Genomic DNA, 25,302 nt, shown 5'->3' with positions numbered 1-25,302 from the left:
CGCGGGAAAGGGTAAGAAAGTTGTCGATTATCCGACAGTCTTTCGGCTATGCTGGCGAAAAATCGCACTATGCAATCTGGACTTTAGCTCATGCAAATCGACATGACCCAGCAGACGCCCCGCGCTGTGCATCATGCCATTTTTGTGGTGGTCCCACGGTTCAACATAACCACATTGATCACCATGACCGAAACGATGCGGATCGCGAATTATCTTTCGGCAGAGCCCCTGTTTTCTTGGGACATCGTGTCCTTTGACGGCACTGAAATCGTGGCCAGCAATGGCATGACAACCCGCGTTTCAGCAGAGCAGGACAACCTGCCGCCAGCGGATTACATTTTTGTTTTGGGCAGCTGGGGGACGGAGCATTACGATAACCGCGCGCTTACCGCTTGGCTGCGCAAGCGCGCGCGGGCGGGGAGCAGTATCTGCGGGGTTGAGCTTGGCTGCTATATTGTCGCGCGGGCGGGTCTGTTGGACGGAAAGCCGGCGACGATCCACTGGTCCTGGCTCAGCGGTTTTCGCGAAAGCTTTAACCGGGTGGATGTGCAGGAATGCCTGTTCACCATCGAGGGCAAGATCATGACCTGCTCGGGTGGGCTCGCGGGCGTGGATCTAATGCTTCGTTTGATCGAGCGCACCCATGGCAGTGGCTTTTCGGGCGAAATTGCCGATCAAATGTTGCATCACCCGATCCGCAACGCGGGTGCGTCACAGCGGTCCACCATGGGGCGCAGCACGGAGACCATGCTGCCGCTGGTGCGTGAGGCGATGACGCTGATCGAAGGGAACATAGAAGAACCGCTCAGCGTGCCGGAGATCGCTGATAAGCTGGATGTCTCGCAGCGACAGCTAGAGCGGAAATTCAAGAAACACGTCGGTTGCACTGTGGTGCAGTTCGGTTTGTTGCGACGGTTGCAGAATGCGCGGTTGCTGCTGATCTCCACCGATCTCAGCGTGCGCGAGATTGCCACCGCGTCAGGGTTCAACACCCTGTCCCATTTTGCCTATTCCTTTGGCAAATTCTTTGGTCGCCGCCCTTCGGAATACCGAGAGGCATGGCCTGCAAATGAACCGGCGCCGAGTTGGCCCGGTTCCCTGTCAGATTTCCTTTCAACGCTTAAGGAGATTCCGGGCCGTCCCTAATCCAACCGCGCCTCGCGCAACGCGCGCAACACTGCGACAATCTCTCGATCGCGCTGCGCGGCCATATCCTCAAAGTGGCGATCTCCGGCGATGTCATTGCAACCATCGACCATGCGGCCACGCAGCTCTCGGGTGAGTTCTGGTGCCTCCAGCCGAGTCCAGGGCAGCTTTAGCGCGGGGCCAAACTGATCCAGATTGGTCGCCATGCCGCCCGCGCCACAGGCCACGTGAAAGGCCATACACTGACCTTGGGACACCATGCGCGGCGCAGGCCCATTCATCAAGGCAATGTCGATGTCTTCCGGCGTCGCCTCGCCATTGGCAACCATGTGCAAGGCCTCGCGCCAGAGCGCTTCTTGCAGGCGCGTCGCGACGAAGCCGGGGATTTCTTTTTTCATCAACAGCGGCGCTTTGCCCGCAATTTCGTAAAACTTCCCGGCCCATACCACGGCATCCGGCGCAGTTTTGTCACCGCCCACAATCTCGACCAGCGGCAGCAGGTAGGGCGGATTGAACGGGTGTCCGATCACGCAGCGTTCAGGGGTCGCGCATTTGGCTTGGATCTCGCTCATTGTCAGACCGGAGGTTGAGGAGCCGATGACAACGTCAGGCGGCAGCACCTCTCCCATCTGTGCGTAAAGCGATTGTTTGATCTCCAACCGCTCCGGTGCACTTTCCTGCACGAACTGCGCACCCTCCAGCGCCTGTTCAAGGTCGGTGACAATGCGGAGACGGTCCAAAGACGCGCCCTCAGCCAGCCCCAGATCCGTCAGACTGCCCCAGGCGGTGTTGAGGATCGAATGGAATGCTTCAGTTTCACTGGTGTCATGCAGATAGGCCGTCACATCATAGCCACGGGCCAGAAAATGCGCCGCCCAGCCGCCGCCAATTGGGCCCGCGCCAATGCTGGTGATGCGAGTGACGCTGATAGGATCAGGATACATCATTCACCTTTGAAGTTGGGTTCGCGCTTTTCCACGAAAGCCGCCACCCCTTCGGCAGCATCATCTGATTTGAGCATCTTGCGATAGATCGGCATCGGGTCCGTGCGCATCTTGTGAAACGCCTGCTCCAGTGGCACGCATTCGATTTCGCGCTGCACCTCTTTGACGGATTGCATCGCAAGCGGTGCCGACCAGGCAATCGAAGCCGCCCATTCGCGCGCAGCATCCATCAACTGCTCTTTCGGCACCACCTTGTTGACCAGCCCATAGTGCGCTGCTTCCTGCGCGGTCATGCGGCGGCCCAGCAAGAACATCTCCATCGCAATGTTGTGCGGAATGCGGCGCGGCAATCGTTGCAGCGCGCCCGCGTCCGGCACGATGCCTAGGGGCATTTCCGGCAGCCCGAATTCCACGTGATCGGCGGCGATCAGCAGGTCGCACCCCAACGCCATCTCGAACCCGCCACCAATGGCCAACCCATTGATCGCAGCAATTACGGGCTTGTTCAGCGCCCAGTTTTCAGTGAGCCCGGTGAAGCCGCCAAAGCCGTAGTCATCGGTCTCCCACCAATTATCGAGCTGCATCTCTCCGTCATTGAGCGCCTTTAGGTCCCACCCAGCCGAGAATATCTTCTCTCCACCACCGGTCAGGATCGCGCAGCGCAGATCCTTGTCTTCGTGCAGCTCCTGAAAGGCTGCAGCCAGCGCCTGTGACGTGGGCACATCAATGGCATTCACCTTGCCGCGCTCCAGCGTGACTTCCAGAACATGACCCTCGCGGTGAACCTTAACGCCGTCTGACATCTGCTTATCCCTCTTTGAATTCTGGCATTACTTCGTTGACGAACATGCGCAGGGATTTCTGTTGTGAAGCGTGATCGAGCCCCATGGAGGCGTAATAGATGTACTCATTCACACCCAGCGCCTGATAGCGCTTCAGCTTTTCGATGACCCGGTCGGGAGAACCGAACATCAAGTTCTCCTCCAACATCACGGGGTCGTATTGTTCCCGTCCCTCCAGTTCATCCAGCGGGATGGAGGCGGGGAAGCCGTCCTTCACATCGCCCAGATTGCGAAACAGGTTTTCGAACTGGCTCAGCAGGCGGCGGATCGCCCGCATCGCGTTTTCACCATCGGCTGCGTTGTCATAAACGCATGAATGGCGCATCAAGGCGAAGCGTGGCACCCAGCCGTTGTCGGCCTTTTCAATCGCCTCATCCAGTTGTTTCTTGTAGAGTTCGGCCTCTGCAAAGGGACGTGTGAACGGCCAGCAGTTCACATGGCACCTTTCCCGCATAGCGTAGTCATAGGTGATGGGTGAGCGCGCAGAGACCCAGACCGGCACCTCCTTCTGAAGCGGCTTTGGCACTGAGGTCGAGGTCGGGAATTGCCAGTATTCCCCGTTGTGTTCGTAGTCGCCCTTCCAAAGCTCACGCACCGCAGGCAGCATTTCCTGCATGTAACGCCAGGCATCAGATTGCTTGAGCCCCGGTCTCATTCGGTCAAACTCGCGCTGATAGGCCCCCGAACCGATGCCGAATTCCAACCGCCCGCCGGTGATCAGATCGGTGAACGCCGCTTCGCCCGCCAGGTTGATCGGGTGCCAATAGGCCGCCGTCGCAACGGCCGTGCCCAGACGGATGCGGCTGGTTTCGGCAGCCCACCAAGTAAGGATCTGGAAAGGGTTTGGCGCGATGGTCATTTCCAACGCGTGGTGCTCGGCGGCCCAGACGATATCAAACCCACCCTCTTCGGCGATCTGCACCATCTCCAGCGTGTGACGGGCGACATCCTGCATGTCCAGATTGTCGTCGATCCGCTCCATGTTCACGGCAAGTTGGAATTTCATTGTTCTCTCCCTCAACGCATTACAAACGGATTGGCCATCGGTTCATCAGACGTGTTCATCCAGATCGTCTTTGGGCGGGTATAGTCGTAGATCGCCTGGAACCCGCTTTCGCGGCCATATCCCGATCCTTTGTTGCCCCCGAACTCCGCAATCGGAGACACCACCCGATAGGTGTTCACCCAGACGATACCGGCACGCACTGCCCCCGCCATGCGCAGGGAGCGCGCGCTGTCGCGGGTAAAGATACCTGCTGCCAGCCCATGTTCGCTATCATTGGCCAATGCGAGCACCTCTTCCTCGGTTTTGAACCGCTGCACCGACAGAACCGGGCCAAACAATTCAGTGTCGACAATGCGCAGATCCTGACGAGGGACTTCGATGATCGTGGGTTCATAGAACAGGCCAGACATCCCCTTTGGCTGCTTGCCGCCGACCAGCACTTTGCCGCCTTCTGTTTGGGCATGCGCCACTTCTCGTTGGATATGCTCTAACTGTCCGGTGGTGCACAATGGCCCCATCTGGGTCTCATCCGCCAGCGGGTCCCCAATCACGATCTGGCGGGCCAGCGCGGTCATCTGCTCAAGGAATTGATCGGCAATGTCTTCGTGCAGGTAAAGCCGTGACCCAGCTACACAGCTTTGCCCCGTGGCGCCAAAGATGCCCGCGATAGAGGCGTTTACAGCGCTTTCGATATTGGCATCGTCAAAGACGATGAACGGGGATTTGCCCCCCAATTCCAACGACACTTCGGCAAAATTTCGTTTGACGTTCTCCAGCACATGCCGCGCGGCATTTGGCCCTCCGGTAAAGGACACACGGGCCACGAGCGGATGACCTGTGAGCGCACGGCCGCAGGGCTCCCCATGGCCGGTGATGATGTTGACGACGCCGGGGGGAATGCCCGCCTCTTCAATCAGCTTACCAAACTCCAGCATCGCCGCACTGGCATGTTCAGAGGCTTTCAGCACGACGGTATTGCCAGCCGCAAGCGCCGGGCCAATCTTGACGGCCACCAGAAACAGTTGCGAATTCCACGGCACCACGGCAGCCACCACCCCAAGGGGTTCACGCCTCGTGAAGACGAACATGTCGGGTTTGTCGATGGGCAGTGTTTCGCCGCTGACCTTGTCGGCACAGCCTGCAAAGAAGTGAAAGAACTCGGCGATATACGTCGCCTGCCAGCGGGTCTCCTTTAGCATCTTGCCGGTATCAATGGATTCCGTGCGCCCCAATGCTTCTGAATGTTCCGCCAGCAGATCGCCCAGCTTGCGCAGGCACTTGCCCCGTTGCGTCGGCGTCATGCCTGCCCAGGGTCCGGTTGTGAATGCGGCATGTGCGGCCTCAACTGCACGGTTCACGTCAGCCTCGGTCGCTTCGGGCACACGGCTCCAGACGTTGCCATCAGCGGGGTTCACGCTGTCAAAGGTGCCGCCGTCCTCTGCATCACACCACTGTCCGTCGATCAGCATTTGGTAGTTGGTGATTTCACCCATGGCCTGCATCCCCCCTCTGTTACCCTCTCATTCATCTCCGCTTTTGCGTCACATGTGCACGAAATTACGACAAAGGTTGTCGAAAAATCTGAAAGCGCTTTTGATGGATCAAGGCAGGCTTGCCGCAAGGGAGGCCGTATTTATGGCGAAGAAAAAGCAAGTGATTGGCGGCCCGCTTGAAATTGGCGGGCGGGTCTTGTCCCTGTCGCGTGCCATACGGGCGGGTGATTTTGTGTATCTGACCGGGCAAATCCCCATGAAAGATGGCGCGCCTATGACCACCGGCACGGTAAAGGAGCAAACCCGCGCCGTGCTGGATGACATCACCGCCACGCTGGCGCTGGCGGACTGCACCCGCGATGATGTGATCAAAGCGATGGTTTGGTTGCGGGATCGCAGCGACTTTCCCGGTTTCAATGCGGTCTACGGGGAGTACTTTCCAATAGAACCGCCCACTCGGTCGGCGGTGGTCAGCGATCTGCTGGTCGATGTCCGGGTAGAGGTCGAGGTGGTCGCCTACCGCCCGTTAGACGATGCTTAAGGCGCCTGATGGTACTGCCTACAGCTGGGCTGGGCCTGGGGTTGGGCCGGTCGTGGTGATGATCCACGGCCTGGGTCTGAACCATGACTGTTGGCAGTGGACGACCCCCGCGCTGAGTGATCAATACCGCGTGCTGCACTATGACCTTTTCGGACATGGACAAAGTACACCGCCGCCCGCGAGGCCGAGTCTATCGCTGTTTTCGGATCAACTGGCGGCCCTACTGGATCACTGTGATGTCCGCTCAGCGACCTTGGTGGGGTTTTCCCTTGGCGGCATGATCGCGCGTCGGTTTGCGCAGGACCGTCCGGCCAGGGCGGACGCACTGGCAATCCTGCACTCACCCCACAAACGCACCGATGCGGCTCAGGCTGCTATTCTAAAACGTGTCGATCAAGCCCGCCGAGACGGACCACAAGCCACTGTGGAGGCCGCGTTGGAACGCTGGTTTACGGCAAATTTCCGACAGGCCAACCCGGCAATGATGGACACCGTGCGCGGCTGGGTAAAGGCAAACGACATTAGCATTTATCACACGATCTATCGTGTATTGGCGGATGGCATCGACGAAATCGTGGCCCCAACGCCGCCCATCAGCTGTCCTGTACTGGTGATCACCGGCGACGAAGACTATGGCAACGGCCCCGAAATGACCCGCGCCATAGCCGCAGAGATTGAGCAATCAAAGGCTGTTATCCTTTCGGGTCTCCGTCACATGGCGCTGGCCGAAAACCCCGACGCCGTGAACGCCCCCCTGCGCGGCTTTCTTGATGGTCTGGAAATGGCCATATGAGCACACAAATCCTGAAAGGTCTGCGCGTGCTGGATCTGAGCCGCATGTTATCCGGCCCTTACTGCACCATGCACCTTGCGGATCACGGTGCAGAGGTGATCAAGATCGAAGCGGGTACGGGCGATACGAGCCGTGGCAATGGCCCATTCCGCGACGATGATCCCGATCACAACTGGGCCGGTTACTTCGTCAGTTTGAACCGCGGCAAGAAGAGCATCCAACTGGACCTGAAATCAGATGGGGGAAAGAACCAGTTTCGCGCGCTTGCCGCCACTGCGGATGTCATTGTCGAAAACTTTCGGCCCGGCGTGATGGATCGCCTGGGCCTTTCTTATGAAACACTCGCCGAGCTGAACCCAAGAATCGTCTATGCGGCAATCAGAGGATTTGGCGATCCGCGCACAGGGACAAGCCCATATGCGCACTGGCCGTCCTATGACGTGGTAGCGCAAGCTATGGGCGGATTGATGTCCATCACCGGGCCGAACGCCGACAGCCCCACCAAGACCGGCCCCGGCGTCGGCGACATCTTCACCGGCATGATGATGGCTTTTGGCATCATGGCCGCCTTGCGCGAGGCGGAAGCAACCGGCAAAGGACAGTTCGTCGACGTGGCCATGTACGACGCCATGATCTCTTTGTGCGAGCGCATGGTCTACCTTCATGATTACACCGACAAGGTGCCGGGGCCCGAAGGCAACGGGCACCCCTTTCTCAGCCCGTTCGGATTGTACCCGGCAGCGGACGGGCACGTGGCGCTTGGCATCGTCGACGATGCGTTTTGGCGCCGTTTGACTGAGCTGATGGGGAAGCCTGCCCTTGGTACTGATCCCCGGTTTGCCTCGCGCAGCGCACGGGCTGCCCACGCGGGTGAGGTTGACCGCCTGGTCTCAGGCTGGTTCTCAAAGCTGAGCAAAGCTGAGCTGACCAAAACACTGGGCGGTGAGGTTCCCTTTGGCCCATTAAACACCATTCAGGACATTGCCCGCGACCCCCATATCGAGGCTCGTAAAATGCTCACACAGGTGCACGGCCCGGATGCTGAAACGAGGCCCTGGACGGTTGCCGCCAACCCGCTGCGCTTTGGCGCGCACGGGCATGGGACATTGAACCCGCCACCCGCTCTGGGGGCGGACAATGACGTGCTTGAGACCCTGACGCCAACCTCATCACCCATGGCACCGGAAACCAAGCGCACCCTGCGCGACGCCTTTGGGCGTTTCGCCACGGGGGTCACGGTTGTCACGACCCGCCAGTCTGACGGCACGCCGCGTGGCTTTACGGCAAATTCCTTCTCTTCTGTCTCGCTCGACCCACCACTCTTGCTGGTCTGCATCGGCAAGGCTGCACTTTCCTGCGACACATTCGCAACCTGTGATCATTTCACGGTCAACATTCTGGCAGATGATCAAAAGGAGGTTTCGGGCCTCTTTGCCTCGCAGTCGCCAGAGAAGTTCAACAGCGTCAAATGGCATCCCAATGCGCAAGACATGCCCGTTATCGATGGTGCCCTTGCCAGCTTTGGCTGCGCGCAACATAGGCTGGTGGATGCAGGGGATCATCTGATCCTTATTGGTTGTGTGCTCGACTTCGAGACATCCGATGGGGATCCTCTGGGGTACTACAAGGGCGCATACTTTGATCTTGGGTTGGACCGTGCGGTGACCGAAGCAGCAACCAAAGGTGATGTGACAATCGCGGCTGTTTTGGCACACGAAGGCGGGTTGCTGCTGAAAGAAGAGGCTGACGGAAGTGTGACGCTGCCATCCGCGTCCTCGACACAGGCCTTACTCAAGGCTCTGGGCGATGAATTGATGAAGGCAGAATTGACGCAACTTTATGCTGTCTATCAGGTCACGGAAACGGGTGCGCAACGCATCGTCTATCACGCGCGCGTGCAGGGCGATGCCGATACCGGGTTGACGTTTTTCTCCCTTGATATCTTGCCACTGTCGCGGGTGTCCGACGATGCCGAGCGTTCTCTCTTGCGCAGATACGCGCAAGAGCACCGGCATGGCACCTTCGGCATATATCAGGGAACCGAAGTCGAAGGCGTTGTGCACAGACTGTCCGGAAATCACAAATATCACATCTGACAGGAGAATTCCCATGATACCCGAACTGCGCAAAGTCATTACATTTGACGAAGACATCCATACCGAAGGCGGACGTGCCTCTGACCCTGTCTTGCGCATGATCGGAGTGGCAGCCGTAGTGGAAAACCCCTGGGCGGGGCGTGGGTTCGTCGAAGACCTGCAGCCAGAGATCCAGCGCATGGCTCCCGTTCTGGGCAAAATGCTGACCGATCGCCTGATTACATTGGCAGGTTCGGGCGACGCAATAGAGGCCTACGGAAAAGCCTGCATCGCCGGAACCAGCTGCGAAGTGGAGCACGCTTCGGCGCTGATCCACACTTTGCAGTTTGGCAATTTCTACCGCGAGGCCGTTGATGCCAAAAGCTATCTTGGTTTCACTAACACGCGCGGACCGGCAAACACCCAGATCCAGATCCCGTTGATGGACAAACATGATACGGGTCGGCGCTCGCATTATCTGACCGTTCAGTTTTCCATCTATGACGCACCTGATGTGAATGAACTTGTCGTCGCATTGGGGGCCGCGACCCGAGGACGTCCACATCATCGTATCGGAGATCGATATTCTGATCTTGCAGCCTTGGGGCGCGACGTAGAGAACCCTGCCGGTGTTTGAGCAGACGCGATCTGCACGCGATCAAACCAAGGCGTGCAATGACCTCGCCCAAACTATAGAGGTGGGTTTGGACTACCCTAGTGGGAATTTCCCAAGCTATGAATAAAAAGGCGAACGTCGGCTTCGGTGGCTCGATAGTTGCCCATCGCCCTCGCAGCGAAAGGCCACTTTAGCCCGACGTGCTTTTCGCTGCGGGTGCAAAGCACATGAAGCGGTCATTGAGAGCGAAAAACTTAACGGCAGGTCTGTCCGCAACTCAGACGCTCGATGCTCGCGCAGCGAACGACCGATTTTGAGTTGCCCCGATTTGGTAGACTTGAACGTCCGCTTTCGGGAAATCGCGCTGCAGTGCCGCGAACTCTCCGGTGATTTTGTTGGTGAGGAGGCGCGATGTTTGCGGCGACAGCATCCGGCAGCTTCGTCCGCAAAGTAGACGTTCACGCAAGTTGCAGCGAAAGACCGCACCGAGCCCAAGGCTGCCATTGCCATTTCTCGCTGCGTGCGCTCGCAGCACAATAATCGCCGCGATTGCATCATCTTCAGCGCCGCCATGCGGCGTGAAGCTCGGCCATTCGCTCGGGATGCAGCGAGGTTGTCAGCTGCAATCTACAGGTTGCGGACAAACCCGCCGCTCACCAGACTCAGCCAGACGACGGCTAACTGAGCTTTGCCAGCCTTCTCGCATTGTGACGGCTTCGCAAGTGCAACATAACTCCGCGTGCAGCGAACGGCGCAATGCGGCCGTTAGTCAAAACTCTAAGCGGACGACCGCAAAGGGCACCTTGTTCGGCAAGATGTGCTGGTCACAGGTGGGTTTCATAAACCGTTTTTGCAAGCTGCAGATATTACTGGCTATTGAAACAATTAGCGCTCATGCAGTTGCTCACGCAGCGCAGCAATTGCAGACGGAAGATCGTCCTCGAAACCGGGAATGAACGCCTGCTGGATCGCAGCATTCAATGCGTCGTCGGCAACTGCCTCGGCTGCGGTGGCCGATCCGGAAAGAGTCTCGAACTCCTCAAAAGCCTCAAGGACTAGAAGCGGCTCTCGCAGGATGCCCTGAACCGTCATGCTGATCGACATATGTTCGACCTGGTTGTTGTTCTCCGGCGGGCCAACGAATTCGGGTGCGAAGCCGGAAACGCCCCAGATCGATGAGTTGTCCAGTGCGATCCCGGTTTCGTATTGCCAGATCGTTCCGACATGGAAACGCGTGGTGAATCCGTGGTTGAACAGCTTGATATGTGTGAGTGGGTTGCGGCGCGAGGACCCCACAATCAATTGCTGCCAGAGGTAGAGCGCAGCCTGCTCCCTTCCGCGAATGTATTCCGAAGTCTCCAGCATGTGCTCCGGCGGAACTATATCAATCAGTTTGATTGCTGCCTCGAACAGGTCAAGCGCCGTGTCGAGCGCTGTGTCATCAGTGCCGCCCCCTGACATATCGGCCAGCTTGAAGGCGTGAAACCGGGTGTAGGCCCCGCCGAGCGCTTCAAGGTATGGTTCGCCCTCTTCTGACGCAAGCGCGTCGACAACGCGATAGGCATCCCAACCATCTGCGCGCAACTGGTCGGTATCCACGTCCCAGAAGGTCGATGGAATCTGGCGGCCGAAATCACCGGTTCGAAGAGCGAGCGTCCTGAGCCCCTCGGCATACTCCATCAGTTGCTCGGATGTGACCACACCGTCATCGAGGCGGGCGAGATGACCGGAGATAGAAATGTCGCCCAGAACTGGCTCTTCGCTCAGGCCCGCATCTCGCAACGCCTCTTCCACTTGAACTCGGTTCGCCTCGGCAACAGGCGCCGATCCTGTTTCGGCTTTGGAAAATACGCTACCTTCCAGCCGTTGCTCCGGAAGCCCGAAGAACAGGAACCGAACCTGTGGAACGGCCAGAACGACGACCGCAAAGGCCAGACAGGACAAGGTCCCAGTCCACGCCAACCATTTCATAGCTCATCCGGCCCCTGTACAACGCGATTATTTCGTAAGCGCATCGAAATCGGATGTATCAACATTGGCGACAGCTTCCTGTGCGATCGCATCGTAATCCGTCGCTTTGTTGGCTTCCTCAGCGACTTCGGCTGCAAGCGCAGCCGAGGTCCCGATAGTCGCGGCCGTCCGCACCTCGTCTTCGCTGGAGTCGCAGGCGGCCAGCACACTTAGACAGATGGCAATTGCCGGTGCCAGAGCTCGTCTGTTTTGCGATGTCACTTGGTGTAATCCTCGAACCCTTCGACATTGCCGCCGATGACCGTGCAGTTACCTGCGGCTTGAATTGTCGGCTGGTCCCAGTTGACATTCCAGTTCACGACGATGGTGTCGCCGTTTTCCGAAGCGGGGAACACCGAAATCGCAGCATTGGGCAGATCCGCGAACTCGGGAACTTGCCAAAGGTAGTCGTGACAGGTTTTGAGGGCGTTGGTTGTCTGCCTGTCAAAGGCTTGAGCAGCATTGGCTGCAACCACGAAAACAAGGCAGGCGCCGATAGTTTTTAGCATTGAAAATGTCCTCACAGATTTCCATATCAACCAGCTTAAACCCAAGCTTAGTTCGCCATCAGACTTCGTCAAACAGAATATGTTGTTTCTGGACCTTCAATTCTTGCGCTGGACCGACGAGCCAGCACCGCTACTGCTTCTCTGCGCCTTGTTCGGAAAGACCCTTACCCAGCATAGCGTTCACACGGTCGAGTTCCGCGCTCGCTATCTCCCCGATGGAGGTTCCCTTCAGTCCGCCAACTGCGACCATGGCAACCTCCAACGGGTACTCGGCATCGACCAGTGCGACAAGATCCTCGGCATTGCGATCCTCGGTGGTTAGGTCGGTCAGGATGTCGATATAGGCTATTATTGCACCGTTCTGCGCTGGCGAAACCAGTTCCTTTGACGGCAGATCGCTCAATAGTGTTTCGGTGACCAGCGAGACGTATTCCTGCAGCGACATGGCTGTGTCGCCCAGGAGACGACGTTGCATGTAAACCATCCTGACGCTCTTCCGGTTCATGACTTCGTCCATGATCTGCGCCGCTGCGTTTTCGACCGAAATCAACCCTCCGATGGGCCGAAAACGTCCGAGCAAGTCCGGGTCTGCAAAAGCATTGAGGCCATGGATGGCTTCACCGGTAAGAAACTCTACGGCTCTCCTCTGCTCTTCAGGGTCTACATAGGCGAACGGTCGGTCGTCGCCGGAGGTCTGTGTAACACCGCCGATCAGCTTGCCGACGCTTCCAGCGATACCGACATAGCGATTGAGCGCGTCTCCGTAGATCTCCTCTAGCATGGCTTGTGGATTGCGCGCGTCCTCTACTGCGAGGGGCAACGCCGCAAGGCTCGCGTGCAGCGCGGCGATCCCCGCACGCGTTGCCAAGATCCTGTCTGCCCCAATGTTCTCAGTCTGAACACGGTGATCGAACTGGGCAAGATACTCCTCGCCACGTTCGCCTGCTCCCCAAATGAGTTCCGGACGCTCCTCGGCTTCCGCCGCGATGGAATCAAGCTCCTCTGCGTCGACATCGGAGGAATACCCCCATCGGATGGCGTGCCGATCGTAGGAGCCAATGATAGGAATGAGTTGCGTGACGCCATCATCCGGCTCCGCCACGTAGTTGAACCGCCCATAGGCCATGATGGAGGACGTGCTGCCGTTCTCCGCAGTGAATAACGGGTCCCTGAGCTGTGCCGTCGACCAGGCCGTCGAGGCGCGGTGGTTGTGCCGCAACCCGAGCGTATGGCCCACCTCATGTGACACGACGTACCGCAGGATGCGCCCCTGCAATTCCTCCGGCAGCGGCAGTTTGGCCGCGGCGGGATCGGTCCGGTGCATCAGCAAATAGTAGTAGCGGCTGAAAAGGTTCAAGACGTCCGGCCAAACCAGAATATGGGCGGAGAGAATTTCGCCGGACCGGGGGTCGTGGATGTTCGGCCCCATCGCGTTCTGCACCGGCTGTGCAACCCAGCGGATGACACTGTGGCGAACATCTTCCGGGGACCAGCCGGGGACTTCATCCCGGCTTGGCGCGTCACGGGCTATGATTGCATTGGTGAAGCCCGCGGCCTCGAAGGCGGTCTGCCAGTCCTCAACCGCCTGGCGAATGTAGGGACGCCAACGATCAGGGATTTCACGGGATAGATAGAAAACGATCGGTTCAACCGGGTCCGACGGGCGTGGTGCATCCGGGTCGGCGTGTTCCAGGCGGAAGCGAAGGGCGGCACGGTCGCGTGATTGCACCTCGCCGAACGCGCTTTCAAAAACCAGATATTCGGTGAAGAAAAATCCAACCCTGTCGTCATAGGGGCGACGCTCAATCGGGGTTTCCGGCAATACGGCAATCGAATGCGCCGTTTCCACCGAAATCGGCTGTGCCAGCCCGGCCTGATCGGTCGCTTCGAAGGTCAGTTGCGAGCGGACAAAGAGGTTGTCGGGATAGACCGATGCTTCAGCAACGTAGGATCGGTCGGGGTCGTTCGGCCCAGGAACGAGACCAGTGGATGCCAATTGGGCGGCGACCGAGTATCCCACAATATCGCCCCCGAACGCCTCCTGCAAATCCACGAGTACGGCGCCAGTGTTGCTTTCCGCGAGGATCGGGAAATCGACGATGATGGGACCAAGGTTGGCGCGTTCCACAGCGAGGTTCACAGGGCGAAGCTTGTCACGCCCGCCAGTGTAATAGGGATCGCCCGAAACCTTTTCGAACGAGGTCCCTGAAAGGGACCGCACCATGACCCGATCGGGCCGCCGTTCCAACTGGATCAGGCGGGCCCCCAAGGCGTTTCCGCCGAATGCCACTGCGTCGGTGGGATATCTGGAAACTTCGGCGTACCAGATCAGGCTGCGTTCGAACATGTCGCGCGGTATCGCAAGCAACAGATCGCCGTCTTTTTGGTAGAGGTCGAAGACTCCAGATCGAACCTCGGCACCGGCTATACGCTCCTGAAAGCTCGCCGATTGCGCCCTGGCATTTGCGGGCATCAGCGGGACAGCAAAGGCAATGCAAAGTGCGAATGCCAGGCGCATCATGGGTCTCCTCGTCGACGAATTTTCAAGCGCGCTCACGTTTCCAGAGATCGGACATTCCAGTCTGGTAGTGTTGCAAGTGTCCGACATTCGAAAATGCTAACACTGAAGTTTAAATTTGAGAATTCACAAAGCCGCCATAGGCCGTATCCGCGGCCAAGCTCCGGAAACCGCCCACCTTAACCGCTTCTGCTTCCATGCCCACATTGACTTTGTGCTCACGGCGAAAATCCGCACGGTCGGCATGGCCGCCTCTGGTGCGGCATGCAGCATCGGGGAAGTATGGGCTCGATCCGACCCACCGCTGCGCCGCGAACGCAGGTCCGCTCAGGATTGGCGAACGGCAAGAGCCGCCCGCCAACGTGGATCAAATGTCGATTTGCTCGGCAATGCTCAGCGCATCTTCGAGTTCGACACCAAGGTACCGTACTGTGCTGTCTACCTTGGTGTGACCGAGCAGAAGTTGAACCGCTCCTAGATTTCCGGTTTTGCGGTAAATCTCAGCTGCTTTGGTCCGGCGCAGCGAATGGGTGCCGTATCCACTGGGTTCTAGCCCAATCGCGGCCACCCAACCCCTCACAAGCCGGCCATATTGGCGCGTTGAGATATGCGGGCGGTCATGAAACCTGCTGGGAAACATGAAACGGCAGCCGAGCATCTCCGGTGACTTGATCCATGCGGCAATGGTATCCCGCGTGTTTTCAGAGAGTTCAAACTGAACGGGCCGCTTGGTTTTGCTCTGGATCACGGACACCCTTTCGCGGACGCGATCATCCCTCACTAGGTCGGTGACGGCCAGTTTCACCAAGTCGCATCCGCGAAGCTTGCTATCTATTGCCACGTTGAACAGTGCTAGATCGCGCAGGTTGCCCGCCAGTTCGAGCCGCGCGCGGATCGCCCAGACCTGTTTCGGCAACAGTGGTCGTTTCTGGCCGATGATCCGGCCCTTGTTCCAGGCTCTTCGTTTCGGGGTAACAGCGGGAAGTTGGACTCTTGACATAGTTTGCTCTCCAATCCTCCCGCCAATCCCAGACATCAGCACAGCGCTGACGCCTCAGTTTACTGGTGGCTTGAATGGCCGTTGTCAGGTTGCGTGTTCTTTGGGAAACGCCGCGGATGCATTGGGCAGGTTTGAGCCCAAAATACGGAACGCTGCACCGTGTGCCAATGTCGGCATTGCGGTGCCCAAGGCTGACAACCGACGATGAAAAGGAGGAGCATCGAAACTTTGACACAATCTTTTCATGGCCTCTCTGGCGGAATCAGCTTTGGAGATCTCCAAAAGAGATTCTTCCCCCGCAAATTGTCAGCGCAATGCGCGCATGGGCCAACTGGTTTTTATCAATTGAAAACAGATCCTGTTCGAGGATGGCGATGTCGGCCAGGTATCCTGGCTTCAAGCGGCCCTTTCGGTCCTCGTTAAACTCTAGCCAGGCATTGTCATGCGTGTAGGCAGACAGCGTAGCCATAAGGCTTTGACGGTTGTCCAGCCAAGGAGGTGGCAGCTCAGTGCAGTTAACGGCCCCGGCAACCGTCATCATTGTGTCGACAGGGACGACTGGCCAATCCGTCGAGAAACAGACTTTGGCGCCGCTCTCACGGATCTTGTTCCATGCAAAAGCAAAAGGGATTTGCTCCGCTGTCAGAATATCTCCGGCGGAATAGGGGGAAAACAATCCTCCTGCGGGTGAGTGCAGGGGTTGAAGAGAGGCAACGACGTCAAGGGCAACCAGCCGGGGCAGGTCCGCGGGGTCTATTACTTCAATATGTTCGATGCGGTGTCGGGAATCTCGGGCGCCGTTGGCGTTGCGCGCTGCCTCGTAACCGTCCAACGTACGCCGAACGGCACCGTCGCCAATGGCATGCGTGCTGAGTTGCAACCCCATTGCATCAGCGCGAATACAGGCTTCGTTGAAGTGTTCCGCACTGAAAACGGCATCACCGAAGCTCTTAGGTTTTCCCGGATAAGGCGCAAGCATCAGCGCCGTGTAGCTGTCCAGCACGCCGTCCATGAACATCTTAACCCGCCCTGACCAAACCATATTGGACGCAAAACGGCGGCGCATTTCATCGGCCTCTTGCAACCGATCCAGAGGGTCGGTGTTCTTCAAATGCATGGGCACCTGAACACGGATCGGAAGGCGCCCCTCGGCCTCAAGTTCGCTGAGCAGTTCAAGTTGATAAAAGTTGCCATCCATGTTGTGCAGCCCCGTAATCCCGTGGGATGCACAGTGGTTCAGGCCACGTAGGATGACCTCTTTGTCAAAGGCGCGTTCTTTGGGCGTTGCGGGTGGCTCGGGATCCGCTCCTGTGACGTAGCCCAGCAGATCACGTCCTCCCAGTTGCGACAGGCGCAGAACCGGGCCAAAAGCACCGGTTTCATTCAGCTGACCTTGTGCGGTGCCGTCCCCAGCCATCACGATTTCCGAACCGGGGGGAACAACTGAGCCGTGAAGAATGCCTGCCTTCTCCAAGGCAATTGTGTTCGCCCAGACCGTGTGGTGGTCAGCCGACATCAGCGCAACGGGACGCTCAGACAGAATGCGATCCAAATATTGCCGAGTGGTTTTAACGCCTGGTCCAAGAATTTCGTAATCGGCCGCAACGCCCATCAGCAAAGGTTCTTCTGGGTGCTCAGCCGCAAAAGTTCGCAACGCCTTGGTCAGAGCATCTGCGCCCATCGTTTCGCGCAGGTCCAGCATTCCCAACTCGGCCGCCCCGCCAAAAAGGTGCACGTGGCTGTCAATAAAGCCGGGCATAACTGTGCCACCGGCAGCGTCGATGATTTTGGTTCCGGCCCCAGCCATGGCGCGAATGTCGTCGGTGTCTCCGACAGCCACAATTGTGTCGCCCCGAATGGCCAATGCCGAAGCCTTTGGTGTGGCCTCGTCAAAGGTCAGAAGAGAGCCGTTGAGGATAATCAGATCAGGCGTCGGCGACATGCGGCCTCGTGTGTCTGAGATGGGTTTCGAACTAACCAAGCGCGCGAATGATGGCCTCGCAAGCGCGCACGGCATCGTGGCTAAAGGACTGGATCAGATAGTCGGGCCAGCTGGACAGCTTGACGATAACGACGTCCGCCATCAGATCAATGAAGATCAGTTGACCAAAAACTCCACGCGCCATGAACACGCCCCGACCGGGGTCGTGAACCCACCAGAACCTTCGGTATGCCCCTTGGGGAGACAGCACGTCATAGGGATCACCATGTTTCGAGGGGTCCGCACCCGAACAAATCCCCGAAACCCAGCTTTCCGGCACCACTTGTTGGTCACCAACTTTGCCACCATCGGCCATCATCCGACCGAACCGCGCATAATCGCGCAGCGTTGCGTTGAACCCACCGTCCGCGAGCGCGGTCTTGGCGTCGTCCACTGTGAAAAAGCCGGAATGCACGCAGCCAATTTTTTGCCAGATACGGCTCGACAAGAGCGAAGCAAGGTCTTCTCCGCTGACGCGTTCCAAGGCCCAGGCTACGACATCCGTCTCGATCGAGCGGTAAGAAAACACCTGCCCATGGGGTCTGACTTGAGGCAATGTCAGAATAACGTCCCGAATGGTTGGCTTGATTTCACCCTTGCGAACGGGGCGCCAGCCTGACGCCACATCGACGCGGGTCATGTCGCTGTCCGGAAGGCCGTAATCCTCGGTGAAACGCACCCCTGATTGCATATCAAGCGCCTGATCCACGGTGCATCCGGCATAGCCTGTCGCGGCCAATTCCGGCACGATGTTTTCAAGCGGTTCCGTGAGGTCGAGCTTGCCCTCTCCATGGAGCACACCGGCCAGAGATCCAATCAGGGATTTGGAGACGGATTGGCCCAGATGCGTAGCGTCTGGAGTGAAATCGTTGGCGTAAATCTCGGTAAGTATCTGGTCACCCTTCAGCACCAGGAAACCATCTGTGTAGCTTTCAGAGAGCCAGGCCGCGACGGAAAGGGGGCGGTCGTCAAAAGTTTGAAATTCGATTTCCAACAGGTCGCGGTGGGCCTGTTTCAATTCTCGGGTCTCCGGTCCTGGACGCACATCTACCGTAGGAAACAGGCTTCGCATGTTCTGGAAAGTCCAGCGATTGAACGGAGCAAGGTCCCAGTTCTCGAGCGAAGGACGCTTCTCAGGCGGGGGCGGGAAGCCCTGCATGATGCCGATCTCACGCGCCGTCTTGGGCCTGGTGCCGGATTTGCTGTCGTGCATTTTCCACGCTCCCGCAGGGCGACCAAAAAGGGGTCGCAGTCAGAGTAAGAAACTTCGGAAAGTGACGGCCCGGCCAACGGCGGGCCGTCATTCAGGAGACTTCAAGCCTTATTGCTTCAGGCGGGTCCAAACCTTGTTGTAAAGGTCAACGACATCCTGATCGCAGGGCTTCACAAAGTCCGGAACCGGTGCATCGGCGGGCATGACGATCTCAGGCGCGCTGAGCATCTCGGGGTCCATAAAGGCCTCCGACCCTTTGATACCGTTGGCATAGCGCGCGAAGTTCGAGGTCATCGCGGCGTTCTCCGGGTCCATCATGAAGTTCACAAAGAGCTTTGCGTTTTCCATGTTGGGTGCATCGGCAAGAACGGCAACATTGTCCATCCAGCCAGTGAAACCCTCTTTTGGATAGGCGTATTGCAGCGAGGGGCGATCCGCCCGAGCGCGCATGGCAGCGCCATTCCAGCTTTGCGACAGGTCTACGTCTTTCGATGTCAGCTTCTCGATCACCGCATAATCCATCGTGCGCCAGTCGCCCTTGGCCTTGGCGAGAAGCGCCATCAGCTCTTTCATCTGATCGGGGTTCGAGTTGCAACGCGGGTATCCGAGGTAACGCAGACCGGCGTTGATCACATCGTTCATGTCATTGAGCATGTTGATGCGACCTTTGAGTTCTTCGGGAGTATCAAAGATCAGACCAAGCGTGTTGATGTCGCCGCTGTAGACTGCGCTGTCGACTGTAAAGCTGGTGGTGCCCCACTGGTAGGGAACTGAATACTTGCGACCCGGATCCCAGTAGACATCGACCCAGTTCGGATCCATGTTCTTGAAGTTCTCCATTTCGGACGCGTTGATCTCGGCCAGCAGGCCTTCGCCAACCATGATCGCAATCATGTAGTCGCCGGGCACAACGACGTCATAGCCGGTGTTGCCTTCCTTGACCTTGGCCAACATGGTTTCATTGCTGTCATAGCCATCCAGCGTGACTTCGACGCCATATTGGGCTTCGAATTTCTCGATCATCTCGGGGTTGGTGTAGTTGCCCCAGTTGTAGATGTTCAGTTTGCCTTCGGCGTGGGCCGAGGCTGCGCTAAGCGCGAGGGCTGAGACAGCGGCGGCTTTGAGTAGTGAGTGTTTCATTTTAGTCCTCCGTTGAGTGGTTAGCGTCCCGCACCGACGCGGGCTTCTTGTTATTTTCGTTTGCGTTGCAGAAAGAAGGTGAGCGTGACCATGGCCACGGTCAGCCCGATCAGGATTGTCGAGACGGCGTTGACCTCTGGCGTCACGCCACGACGGATCTGGCCGAGGATGTAGATAGGCAAAGTGGTCTCGCCCGGGCCGGCCACCAGAAGCGTGATGATCACGTCATCCAGCGATACGACAAAGGCTAGCATGGCGCCCGCCATGACTCCGGGCATCAGGACCGGCAGCGTCACATGGCGGAATGTTTGCCAGGGTGTTGCGTACAAATCCGCAGCGGCGGCTTCATAGGTCACGGACATATCTGACAAACGTGCGCGTATCGGCATGTAAGCAAAGGGCACGCAGAAAACCGTGTGGGCGAGGATCAGCCAGCCGATCCCGGTTACCCCCGTGAGCTGGCGCAGGATCGAAAAGAAGGCCAGCGTGGCAATCGCCGTGACAATCTCGGGGATCATCAGGGGTTGGTTTATGAGCGCGATGGCCGCAGAGCGACCGCGATAGACGCCCCCGCGCGTTGTTGCCAATGCTGCCATTGTGGCAATGATGGTGGAAAACACGGTCGCCGTGAGCGCAACCTGAATAGAGATCATCGCCGAACGCCGGATGTCGTCGTTTTCCAAGGCTGCCGCGTACCAGCGCAAGCTGAACTCGGTCCACCGCACAACAGAGCGGTTGTCGTTGAAAGAGAACACGACCAGTACGGCAATTGGTGCGTAGAGGAACAACAGAACCAGCCAGGACATGCCAGTAAACAGGGGTTGCCTGCGCAACTCGCGAGACCCGGTCGACGGGCGGAATATCGACAGCAGTTTATCCATGTCCACCCTCCTTCGAAGCACCTGCCCGCAGGCTGACAAGGAGCGCGATCAACACAACTGCCATCAGGATCAGCGCTGCCGCGGCCCCAAAGGGCCAATTGCGCCCCGACCCGAATTGCAAGGCGATCAGGTTGCCGATCATCAGTTTCTTGCCACCGCCCAACAGTTCCGGCGTGATGTAGGCCCCGAGCGCCGGGATCAGCACCAGCACGCAGCCTGCGACGATGCCCGGGCGGGTAATCGGGATGATGATGTGGCGGAAAACCTGCGTACGCGTCGCATAGAGGTCATGTCCGGCCTCAAGCAGCGAAAAATCGAACTTCTCGAGCGAGGCATAGATCGGGAGGATCATGAATGGCAGGTAGCTGTAGACCAGCCCGGCAAGTACCGCGCCGTCGGTGTACAACATCTCAAGCGGTTCGCTGATCAGGCCGATCTTCATCAGCATCAGGTTCACAAAGCCCTCGTCCCGTACGATCAAAAGCATCGAGTAGGTACGGATCAAGAGGTTGGTCCAGAACGGTAGCGTGATGGCGAAGAGCCAGAAATTGCGTTGCTCCGGAGGGCGGGCCGCAATGAAGTAGGCCACGGGAAACCCGAGGATCAGGGTGCCAATCATGGTGGTGATGGCGAGACCAAAGGAGCGCCCGAAGATTTGCAGATAGGCGCTGTTGAAGCTCAGCGTATCATCAAAGATGTCCCTCTCGAAAAGGAACTGCACGTAGGCGTCGTAGGAGAACACCCATTCAACGCCGCCGTATGTTCCGGGCTCAAGAAACGAGTAAACCAGGGCAATCGAGAGCGGGAACAGACCAAAGATGCCAATGATCCCGAGTGCTGGGGTCAGCAGGAAGAGCCGCGTTCTGCGCCTTTGACGCGCGCGTTCTTCTTGGGCCGCGCGCAATCTCGTTTCGGCGTCGGTGCGCGAGATATGTGCAGCGGCACTCATCAGTCTTCCAGCACGTGCAGCATGGAGGTGTCACATTCGAGGCCAACCCGCGATCCGACGGGGCGTGGGGTGGAAACCTGGACATGAACGCTGACGCCATCTTCCAACAGCACGAGCATCTGTGACCCGGCCCCGAAATAGATGCTGTCTACGACCTCACCTCGCAAGAGCGCCGTCTCTGCACTCTCATCAACCACGCGGATGGTTTCAGGGCGTAGAGCCACATGCACGGGGCCGGGTGTGAGCGAGGTGCTGGCTGTATGAACCGTGAGTGGTGAACCCTCGCCAAATTGGATTTTTGCCGCATCCCCGTCAAAGCCAAGCAACGTCGCATGCACGATATTGGTGTCGCCAATAAAGTCCGCGACGAACCTGCTTTGTGGAGCTGTGTAGATCTCTTCCGGTGTGCCAACTTGGCGTATCGCACCTGCCGACATCACTGCGATCTGGTCCGACATTGCCAGCGCTTCACCTTGGTCATGGGTGACAAAGACAAAGGTAATGCCTGTCTCATGCTGCAGCCGCTTCAACTCGCTCTGCATCCCTTTTCGAAGTTTCAGGTCCAGCGCAGAAAGTGGCTCATCAAGAAGAAGAACCTTGGGACGCGGCGCCAGCGCGCGCGCCAAAGCCACGCGTTGCTGCTGCCCGCCTGACAACTGATCTACACGACGCGTTGCAAACTCTCCGAGCTGGACCAGGTCCAGCATCTCGTTGATGGTGCTGTCGATTTCGGCCTTGGGCCTCTTCAGCATCTCAAGGCCAAACCCAACGTTGCGGGCCACGCTCATGTGGGGAAACAGCGCATAGTTCTGGAACACTGTATTCACGGGGCGATTGTTTGGAGCCAAATGGCCGATCGACTCGCCATCCAGTGCAATCTCGCCTTCGGTCGGAAGCTCGAACCCGGCGATCAATCGCAAAAGCGTCGTCTTGCCACAACCCGACGGGCCCAAAAGCGTGAAAAAGCTTCCTTCGGGAATGGTCAGCGACACGTCTCCCAGAGCCGTTACGGCCGCTTGGCCTTCGCCAAAGCGTTTTGTCACATTCTTTACGTCGATCATGGTCTGATCCAGACACCTGCACTTGTTGGTATGCAGAATCAGCTTAGAGCCATGAGACCGAACCTGTGAATACCTCCAAAGGGCGGGGTGACTTGTACCCCCAAAGGGGTAGGCCTAGTCGTTGGTCGAATGCAGGAACATCGAAAACAGGGCAGATTGAGAAGAAATTCCCAGCTTTCGGTAGATGTTCTTGCGATGCACTTTGATCGTCGAAGGGGAAACGTCCAGCAAAAGTGCTATCGACCGCGTCGAGTGCCCGCGCAAAAGGGATTGCACCACCTCGATCTCCCGCTGTGTCAAACCCTTGCAAACCTTGTCGATCACCCCATCGAAATCGACCTCGCTATCTTCGAACTGGCCTGATGAGGGGGTGCGATGAAAGTGCTGCTCGCAAAGCGCCGATATTATTGGATGTAGATCCGTTAGCCTTTCGACATCCCGCCGGGAGAACCGGGTTCTTCCCTCCGAGGGACCGAGGGAAAGAAACAAGGTGCCGTTGGCAATTGTCACGAAAACCCCCATCTCATCTCTTAGAAACAGGGTCTTGTAGTAGATGCGAAAGTAGTCGGAGTTGGCAAACCTGTCTGGCGCCACGTCTCTCAGCACCATCACCGGTTCGTGGCGTTCACCGATGAAACGAACAACAAATGGGTCCAGCAACCAAGCGCGATCAAGCCATCGGTCCACAACGACCGAGCGGCGTTCTGCACGTACATTGTCATAGACATGTTCGGGCGCTTTTCCTGGGTTCAGAAGGCTGACAAACGCGCCCTTGAACGAAGCTGCTCCGCGCATGAGGTTCAACAACTCTGGCATAAAGTTGGACGTCCCTACGGCCCGAATAGCCCCAGCTACGTCTTCCGAGTACGTTGGTTGTGCGGACTTACCCAAGTATCCCACCTAGCGATAGGGCGTTTCCAAGCCAATGTGGACAGTCGGAATTAACTTGGCAACCTTTTCACACTGAAATCTGCCTCGAAAAGCTTTTCCGCATCGGCTCGCTGGATCAATTCCGCAATCTGCTCCAGCACAAGTCTTCTAAGATCAAAGAGGCCAGGTAACTTTGAGTTGTCACTTGTATCGCTTCAGCACTTGAACCTGATGATTTGCCAAATCTGGGTAACTTCGTGTCTGTGCAAAGGAACTCTGATCCAAGGAATAGCTGAGTGTTTCGAATGGAAGCGGACATTGCATCAATGGCGATGGATGGCAGCTTTGTCCGCTCAGCGGTCATTCAGACGGAACGCAGCGAACGGCTGCTCTGAGCCTATCGCTGACCGCTAAGTAAACTCCAGGTCTCTGTTTTTGTGAGTGTTCTGGTTTTCGTGTCGGCAGTTCGATAAGTAGCGACAAGTTAAGACAAGAGTAGACAAAACATGGTGCCAACCAGATGACCGAACGTGCTCAACCGTTATTGGCGACGCTGATTGATGCCGACAACGTACCAGCCAAATTTGCGGAAGCAATTCTCAAGGAGGTCGCTTCAATAGGCGAACCCGCGCTTAGACGAGTTTATGGCGATTGGACCAGTAGTCGGCTGAAAGGTTGGTCCGAGGTAATCCTATCGCTGGGTCTTGTTGCACACCAGCAGACCGCCAATACGTCGGGTAAGAACGCATCCGATATTGGTCTTGTGATAGATGCGATGGACATCCTACATGGAGGTCGGTTCGACGGGTTTGTCTTGGTTTCTTCCGACAGTGATTTCACCAGTTTAGCCAATCGTCTCAGAGAGGATGGCTTAATGGTGATTGGCATCGGAGAGAAAAAAACTCCGGAGCCACTTCGGAACGTGTGCAACCGGTTCATTTTTATTGAAAACCTTGTAGCAGACGAAGGCGAAGCCAAGAAACTGGCTTCTGCAAAGGAGCAGCCCCAAAAAGCTGCAAAGTTACTCTTGGATGCTATGGCTCGTATCCAACAAGATGATGAGTGGTTTCATCTTGGGCAACTTGGCCAGTCAGTAGTCGCTGCACGTCCAGATTTTGATGCTCGGACCTACGGAAAGGGAAAACTGAGCGATCTTGTAGCTGCGATCAAAGGCTTCGAAACGAAGAGACAGGGCAACAGCCTCTTCGTTCGTTACGTCCAGCCAAGGGCAAAGTCCTGAGAATATTCACTTACCTTCAACCTGACTGACCGTTTTGTCCCGCTCACCTGTCTTTGCTCACAGGCGACCCCAATGACCTCTGTGGGTGGCTCCTGCATTGCAAGTGTTTTCTGGTGATATTCGCGGTCTTTTCGTCAGTACTGTCGTCTGTCCGGCCTGTCTATGTTTTGGCATTGCCTCCACTGGCCCTGATGAATTCCGCGAGCGAGGTTCCAATCGGGTTATCGGCCTCTGAAGAGGGCCGCAGCCATTCTCGGAGTGCCCTTGCTCTTGGTTGACTTAATTCCGCATCATCATTTCAACGTCTTGCATCTCGGATGCAGTCAGCGCGGTTAGAACGCCGGCTGCCTATATTCCTGTTTCTTTGTGAGCATCGCCCAGATGGAACGCGCTGCCTGGTTCTGTCGCAAACTTTGTCCCTACCTGTCAGGTCGAGTGCATTTCTGGTAGCGCGCACTAGAACTTGACAGGAGC

At 57.4% G+C, this 25,302-nt stretch carries 22 protein-coding genes; 6 read left to right on the top strand and 16 right to left on the bottom strand.

What is annotated here, in order from left to right:
* The first annotated feature begins 90 nt into the window (after positions 1 to 90).
* The gene (locus AC2FLJ_RS22200; protein WP_282119700.1) at positions 91 to 1,146 is read left to right on the top strand and encodes a GlxA family transcriptional regulator; all 1,056 of its coding nucleotides are present in this window, start codon (positions 91 to 93) and stop codon (positions 1,144 to 1,146) included.
* Here AC2FLJ_RS22200 and AC2FLJ_RS22195 read toward each other — a convergent pair.
* Genes AC2FLJ_RS22195 through AC2FLJ_RS22180 form a run of 4 tightly spaced genes read right to left on the bottom strand, consistent with a single transcriptional unit; the run spans position 1,143 to position 5,431 of the window.
* Complete coding sequence (locus AC2FLJ_RS22195; protein WP_282119699.1) at positions 1,143 to 2,093, bottom strand: 3-hydroxyacyl-CoA dehydrogenase NAD-binding domain-containing protein; 951 nt, start codon at positions 2,091 to 2,093, stop codon at positions 1,143 to 1,145. The two genes, AC2FLJ_RS22200 and AC2FLJ_RS22195, sit on opposite strands and share 4 nt — an antisense overlap.
* Positions 2,090 to 2,893, bottom strand: coding sequence for a carnitinyl-CoA dehydratase (locus tag AC2FLJ_RS22190; protein ID WP_108862257.1), 804 nt, complete (start codon positions 2,891 to 2,893; stop codon positions 2,090 to 2,092). Before AC2FLJ_RS22190 ends, AC2FLJ_RS22195 begins: the two co-directional genes overlap by 4 nt.
* Positions 2,894 to 2,897: 4 nt before the next feature.
* The gene (locus tag AC2FLJ_RS22185) at positions 2,898 to 3,938 is read right to left on the bottom strand and encodes an LLM class flavin-dependent oxidoreductase (protein ID WP_282119698.1); all 1,041 of its coding nucleotides are present in this window, start codon (positions 3,936 to 3,938) and stop codon (positions 2,898 to 2,900) included.
* A gap of 11 nt (positions 3,939 to 3,949) precedes the next feature.
* Positions 3,950 to 5,431 carry an aldehyde dehydrogenase gene (locus tag AC2FLJ_RS22180; protein ID WP_282119697.1) on the bottom strand — a complete coding sequence of 494 codons (1,482 nt, stop codon included), beginning with the start codon at positions 5,429 to 5,431 and terminating at the stop codon, positions 3,950 to 3,952.
* A 142-nt stretch (positions 5,432 to 5,573) separates the two neighbouring features.
* On the opposite strand from AC2FLJ_RS22180, the gene AC2FLJ_RS22175 reads away from it, so the two are divergent.
* The 4 genes from AC2FLJ_RS22175 to AC2FLJ_RS22160 are packed head-to-tail and all read left to right on the top strand — an operon-like array spanning position 5,574 to position 9,477.
* A complete protein-coding gene (locus AC2FLJ_RS22175; protein ID WP_282119696.1) occupies positions 5,574 to 5,972 on the top strand; it encodes a RidA family protein in 399 nt (132 codons plus the stop codon).
* The gene (locus AC2FLJ_RS22170) at positions 5,965 to 6,765 is read left to right on the top strand and encodes an alpha/beta fold hydrolase (RefSeq protein WP_496707697.1); all 801 of its coding nucleotides are present in this window, start codon (positions 5,965 to 5,967) and stop codon (positions 6,763 to 6,765) included. The genes AC2FLJ_RS22175 and AC2FLJ_RS22170 overlap by 8 nt, the downstream gene beginning before the upstream one ends.
* Entirely contained in the window at positions 6,762 to 8,861 is a 2,100-nt protein-coding gene (locus tag AC2FLJ_RS22165) for a CoA transferase (RefSeq protein ID WP_282119694.1), read from the top strand. Before AC2FLJ_RS22170 ends, AC2FLJ_RS22165 begins: the two co-directional genes overlap by 4 nt.
* A 13-nt stretch (positions 8,862 to 8,874) precedes the next feature.
* Positions 8,875 to 9,477: an amino acid synthesis family protein gene (locus tag AC2FLJ_RS22160; protein ID WP_058272677.1), complete on the top strand. Its 603-nt coding sequence runs from the start codon at positions 8,875 to 8,877 to the stop codon at positions 9,475 to 9,477.
* Positions 9,478 to 10,341: 864 nt separating this feature from the next.
* On the opposite strand, the gene AC2FLJ_RS22155 is transcribed toward AC2FLJ_RS22160, so the two are convergent.
* The 12 genes from AC2FLJ_RS22155 to AC2FLJ_RS22100 all read right to left on the bottom strand — a co-directional run bounded on the left by AC2FLJ_RS22155 (position 10,342) and on the right by AC2FLJ_RS22100 (position 23,609).
* Entirely contained in the window at positions 10,342 to 11,427 is a 1,086-nt protein-coding gene (locus AC2FLJ_RS22155) for a hypothetical protein (protein WP_093965092.1), read from the bottom strand.
* 27 nt (positions 11,428 to 11,454) lie between these two features.
* Entirely contained in the window at positions 11,455 to 11,688 is a 234-nt protein-coding gene (locus AC2FLJ_RS22150) for a hypothetical protein (RefSeq protein WP_481668634.1), read from the bottom strand.
* Positions 11,685 to 11,975 carry a hypothetical protein gene (locus AC2FLJ_RS22145; protein ID WP_481668633.1) on the bottom strand — a complete coding sequence of 97 codons (291 nt, stop codon included), beginning with the start codon at positions 11,973 to 11,975 and terminating at the stop codon, positions 11,685 to 11,687. Before AC2FLJ_RS22145 ends, AC2FLJ_RS22150 begins: the two co-directional genes overlap by 4 nt.
* Before the next feature lie 130 nt (positions 11,976 to 12,105).
* Complete coding sequence (locus AC2FLJ_RS22140) at positions 12,106 to 14,493, bottom strand: zinc-dependent metalloprotease (RefSeq protein ID WP_481668632.1); 2,388 nt, start codon at positions 14,491 to 14,493, stop codon at positions 12,106 to 12,108.
* 367 nt (positions 14,494 to 14,860) lie between these two features.
* On the bottom strand, positions 14,861 to 15,493 hold the full coding sequence (locus AC2FLJ_RS22135; RefSeq protein ID WP_496707693.1) for a tyrosine-type recombinase/integrase: 633 nt from the start codon (positions 15,491 to 15,493) through the stop codon (positions 14,861 to 14,863).
* Between the two features lie 262 nt (positions 15,494 to 15,755).
* Positions 15,756 to 17,435 carry an amidohydrolase gene (locus tag AC2FLJ_RS22130; RefSeq protein WP_281995932.1) on the bottom strand — a complete coding sequence of 560 codons (1,680 nt, stop codon included), beginning with the start codon at positions 17,433 to 17,435 and terminating at the stop codon, positions 15,756 to 15,758.
* 31 nt (positions 17,436 to 17,466) lie between these two features.
* A complete protein-coding gene (locus tag AC2FLJ_RS22125; protein WP_171238375.1) occupies positions 17,467 to 18,687 on the bottom strand; it encodes a serine hydrolase domain-containing protein in 1,221 nt (406 codons plus the stop codon).
* Between the two features lie 108 nt (positions 18,688 to 18,795).
* The gene (locus tag AC2FLJ_RS22120; RefSeq protein WP_171238374.1) at positions 18,796 to 19,827 is read right to left on the bottom strand and encodes an extracellular solute-binding protein; all 1,032 of its coding nucleotides are present in this window, start codon (positions 19,825 to 19,827) and stop codon (positions 18,796 to 18,798) included.
* 50 nt (positions 19,828 to 19,877) lie between these two features.
* On the bottom strand, positions 19,878 to 20,708 hold the full coding sequence (locus AC2FLJ_RS22115) for an ABC transporter permease (RefSeq protein WP_425595924.1): 831 nt from the start codon (positions 20,706 to 20,708) through the stop codon (positions 19,878 to 19,880).
* Entirely contained in the window at positions 20,701 to 21,657 is a 957-nt protein-coding gene (locus AC2FLJ_RS22110; RefSeq protein WP_171238372.1) for an ABC transporter permease, read from the bottom strand. The genes AC2FLJ_RS22115 and AC2FLJ_RS22110 overlap by 8 nt, the downstream gene beginning before the upstream one ends.
* A complete protein-coding gene (locus tag AC2FLJ_RS22105; protein ID WP_171238371.1) occupies positions 21,657 to 22,718 on the bottom strand; it encodes an ABC transporter ATP-binding protein in 1,062 nt (353 codons plus the stop codon). The genes AC2FLJ_RS22110 and AC2FLJ_RS22105 overlap by 1 nt, the downstream gene beginning before the upstream one ends.
* A 114-nt stretch (positions 22,719 to 22,832) precedes the next feature.
* The gene (locus AC2FLJ_RS22100; RefSeq protein ID WP_170352659.1) at positions 22,833 to 23,609 is read right to left on the bottom strand and encodes a helix-turn-helix transcriptional regulator; all 777 of its coding nucleotides are present in this window, start codon (positions 23,607 to 23,609) and stop codon (positions 22,833 to 22,835) included.
* A 499-nt stretch (positions 23,610 to 24,108) separates the two neighbouring features.
* Here AC2FLJ_RS22100 and AC2FLJ_RS22095 point away from each other — a divergent pair, with 499 nt between their 5' ends.
* Positions 24,109 to 24,828 carry an NYN domain-containing protein gene (locus tag AC2FLJ_RS22095; protein WP_282170906.1) on the top strand — a complete coding sequence of 240 codons (720 nt, stop codon included), beginning with the start codon at positions 24,109 to 24,111 and terminating at the stop codon, positions 24,826 to 24,828.
* Positions 24,829 to 25,302 lie beyond the last annotated feature (474 nt).

Source organism: Ruegeria sp. CDSA034, assembly GCF_059612275.1.
This window is presented reverse-complemented; position numbering and strand designations above follow the sequence as displayed.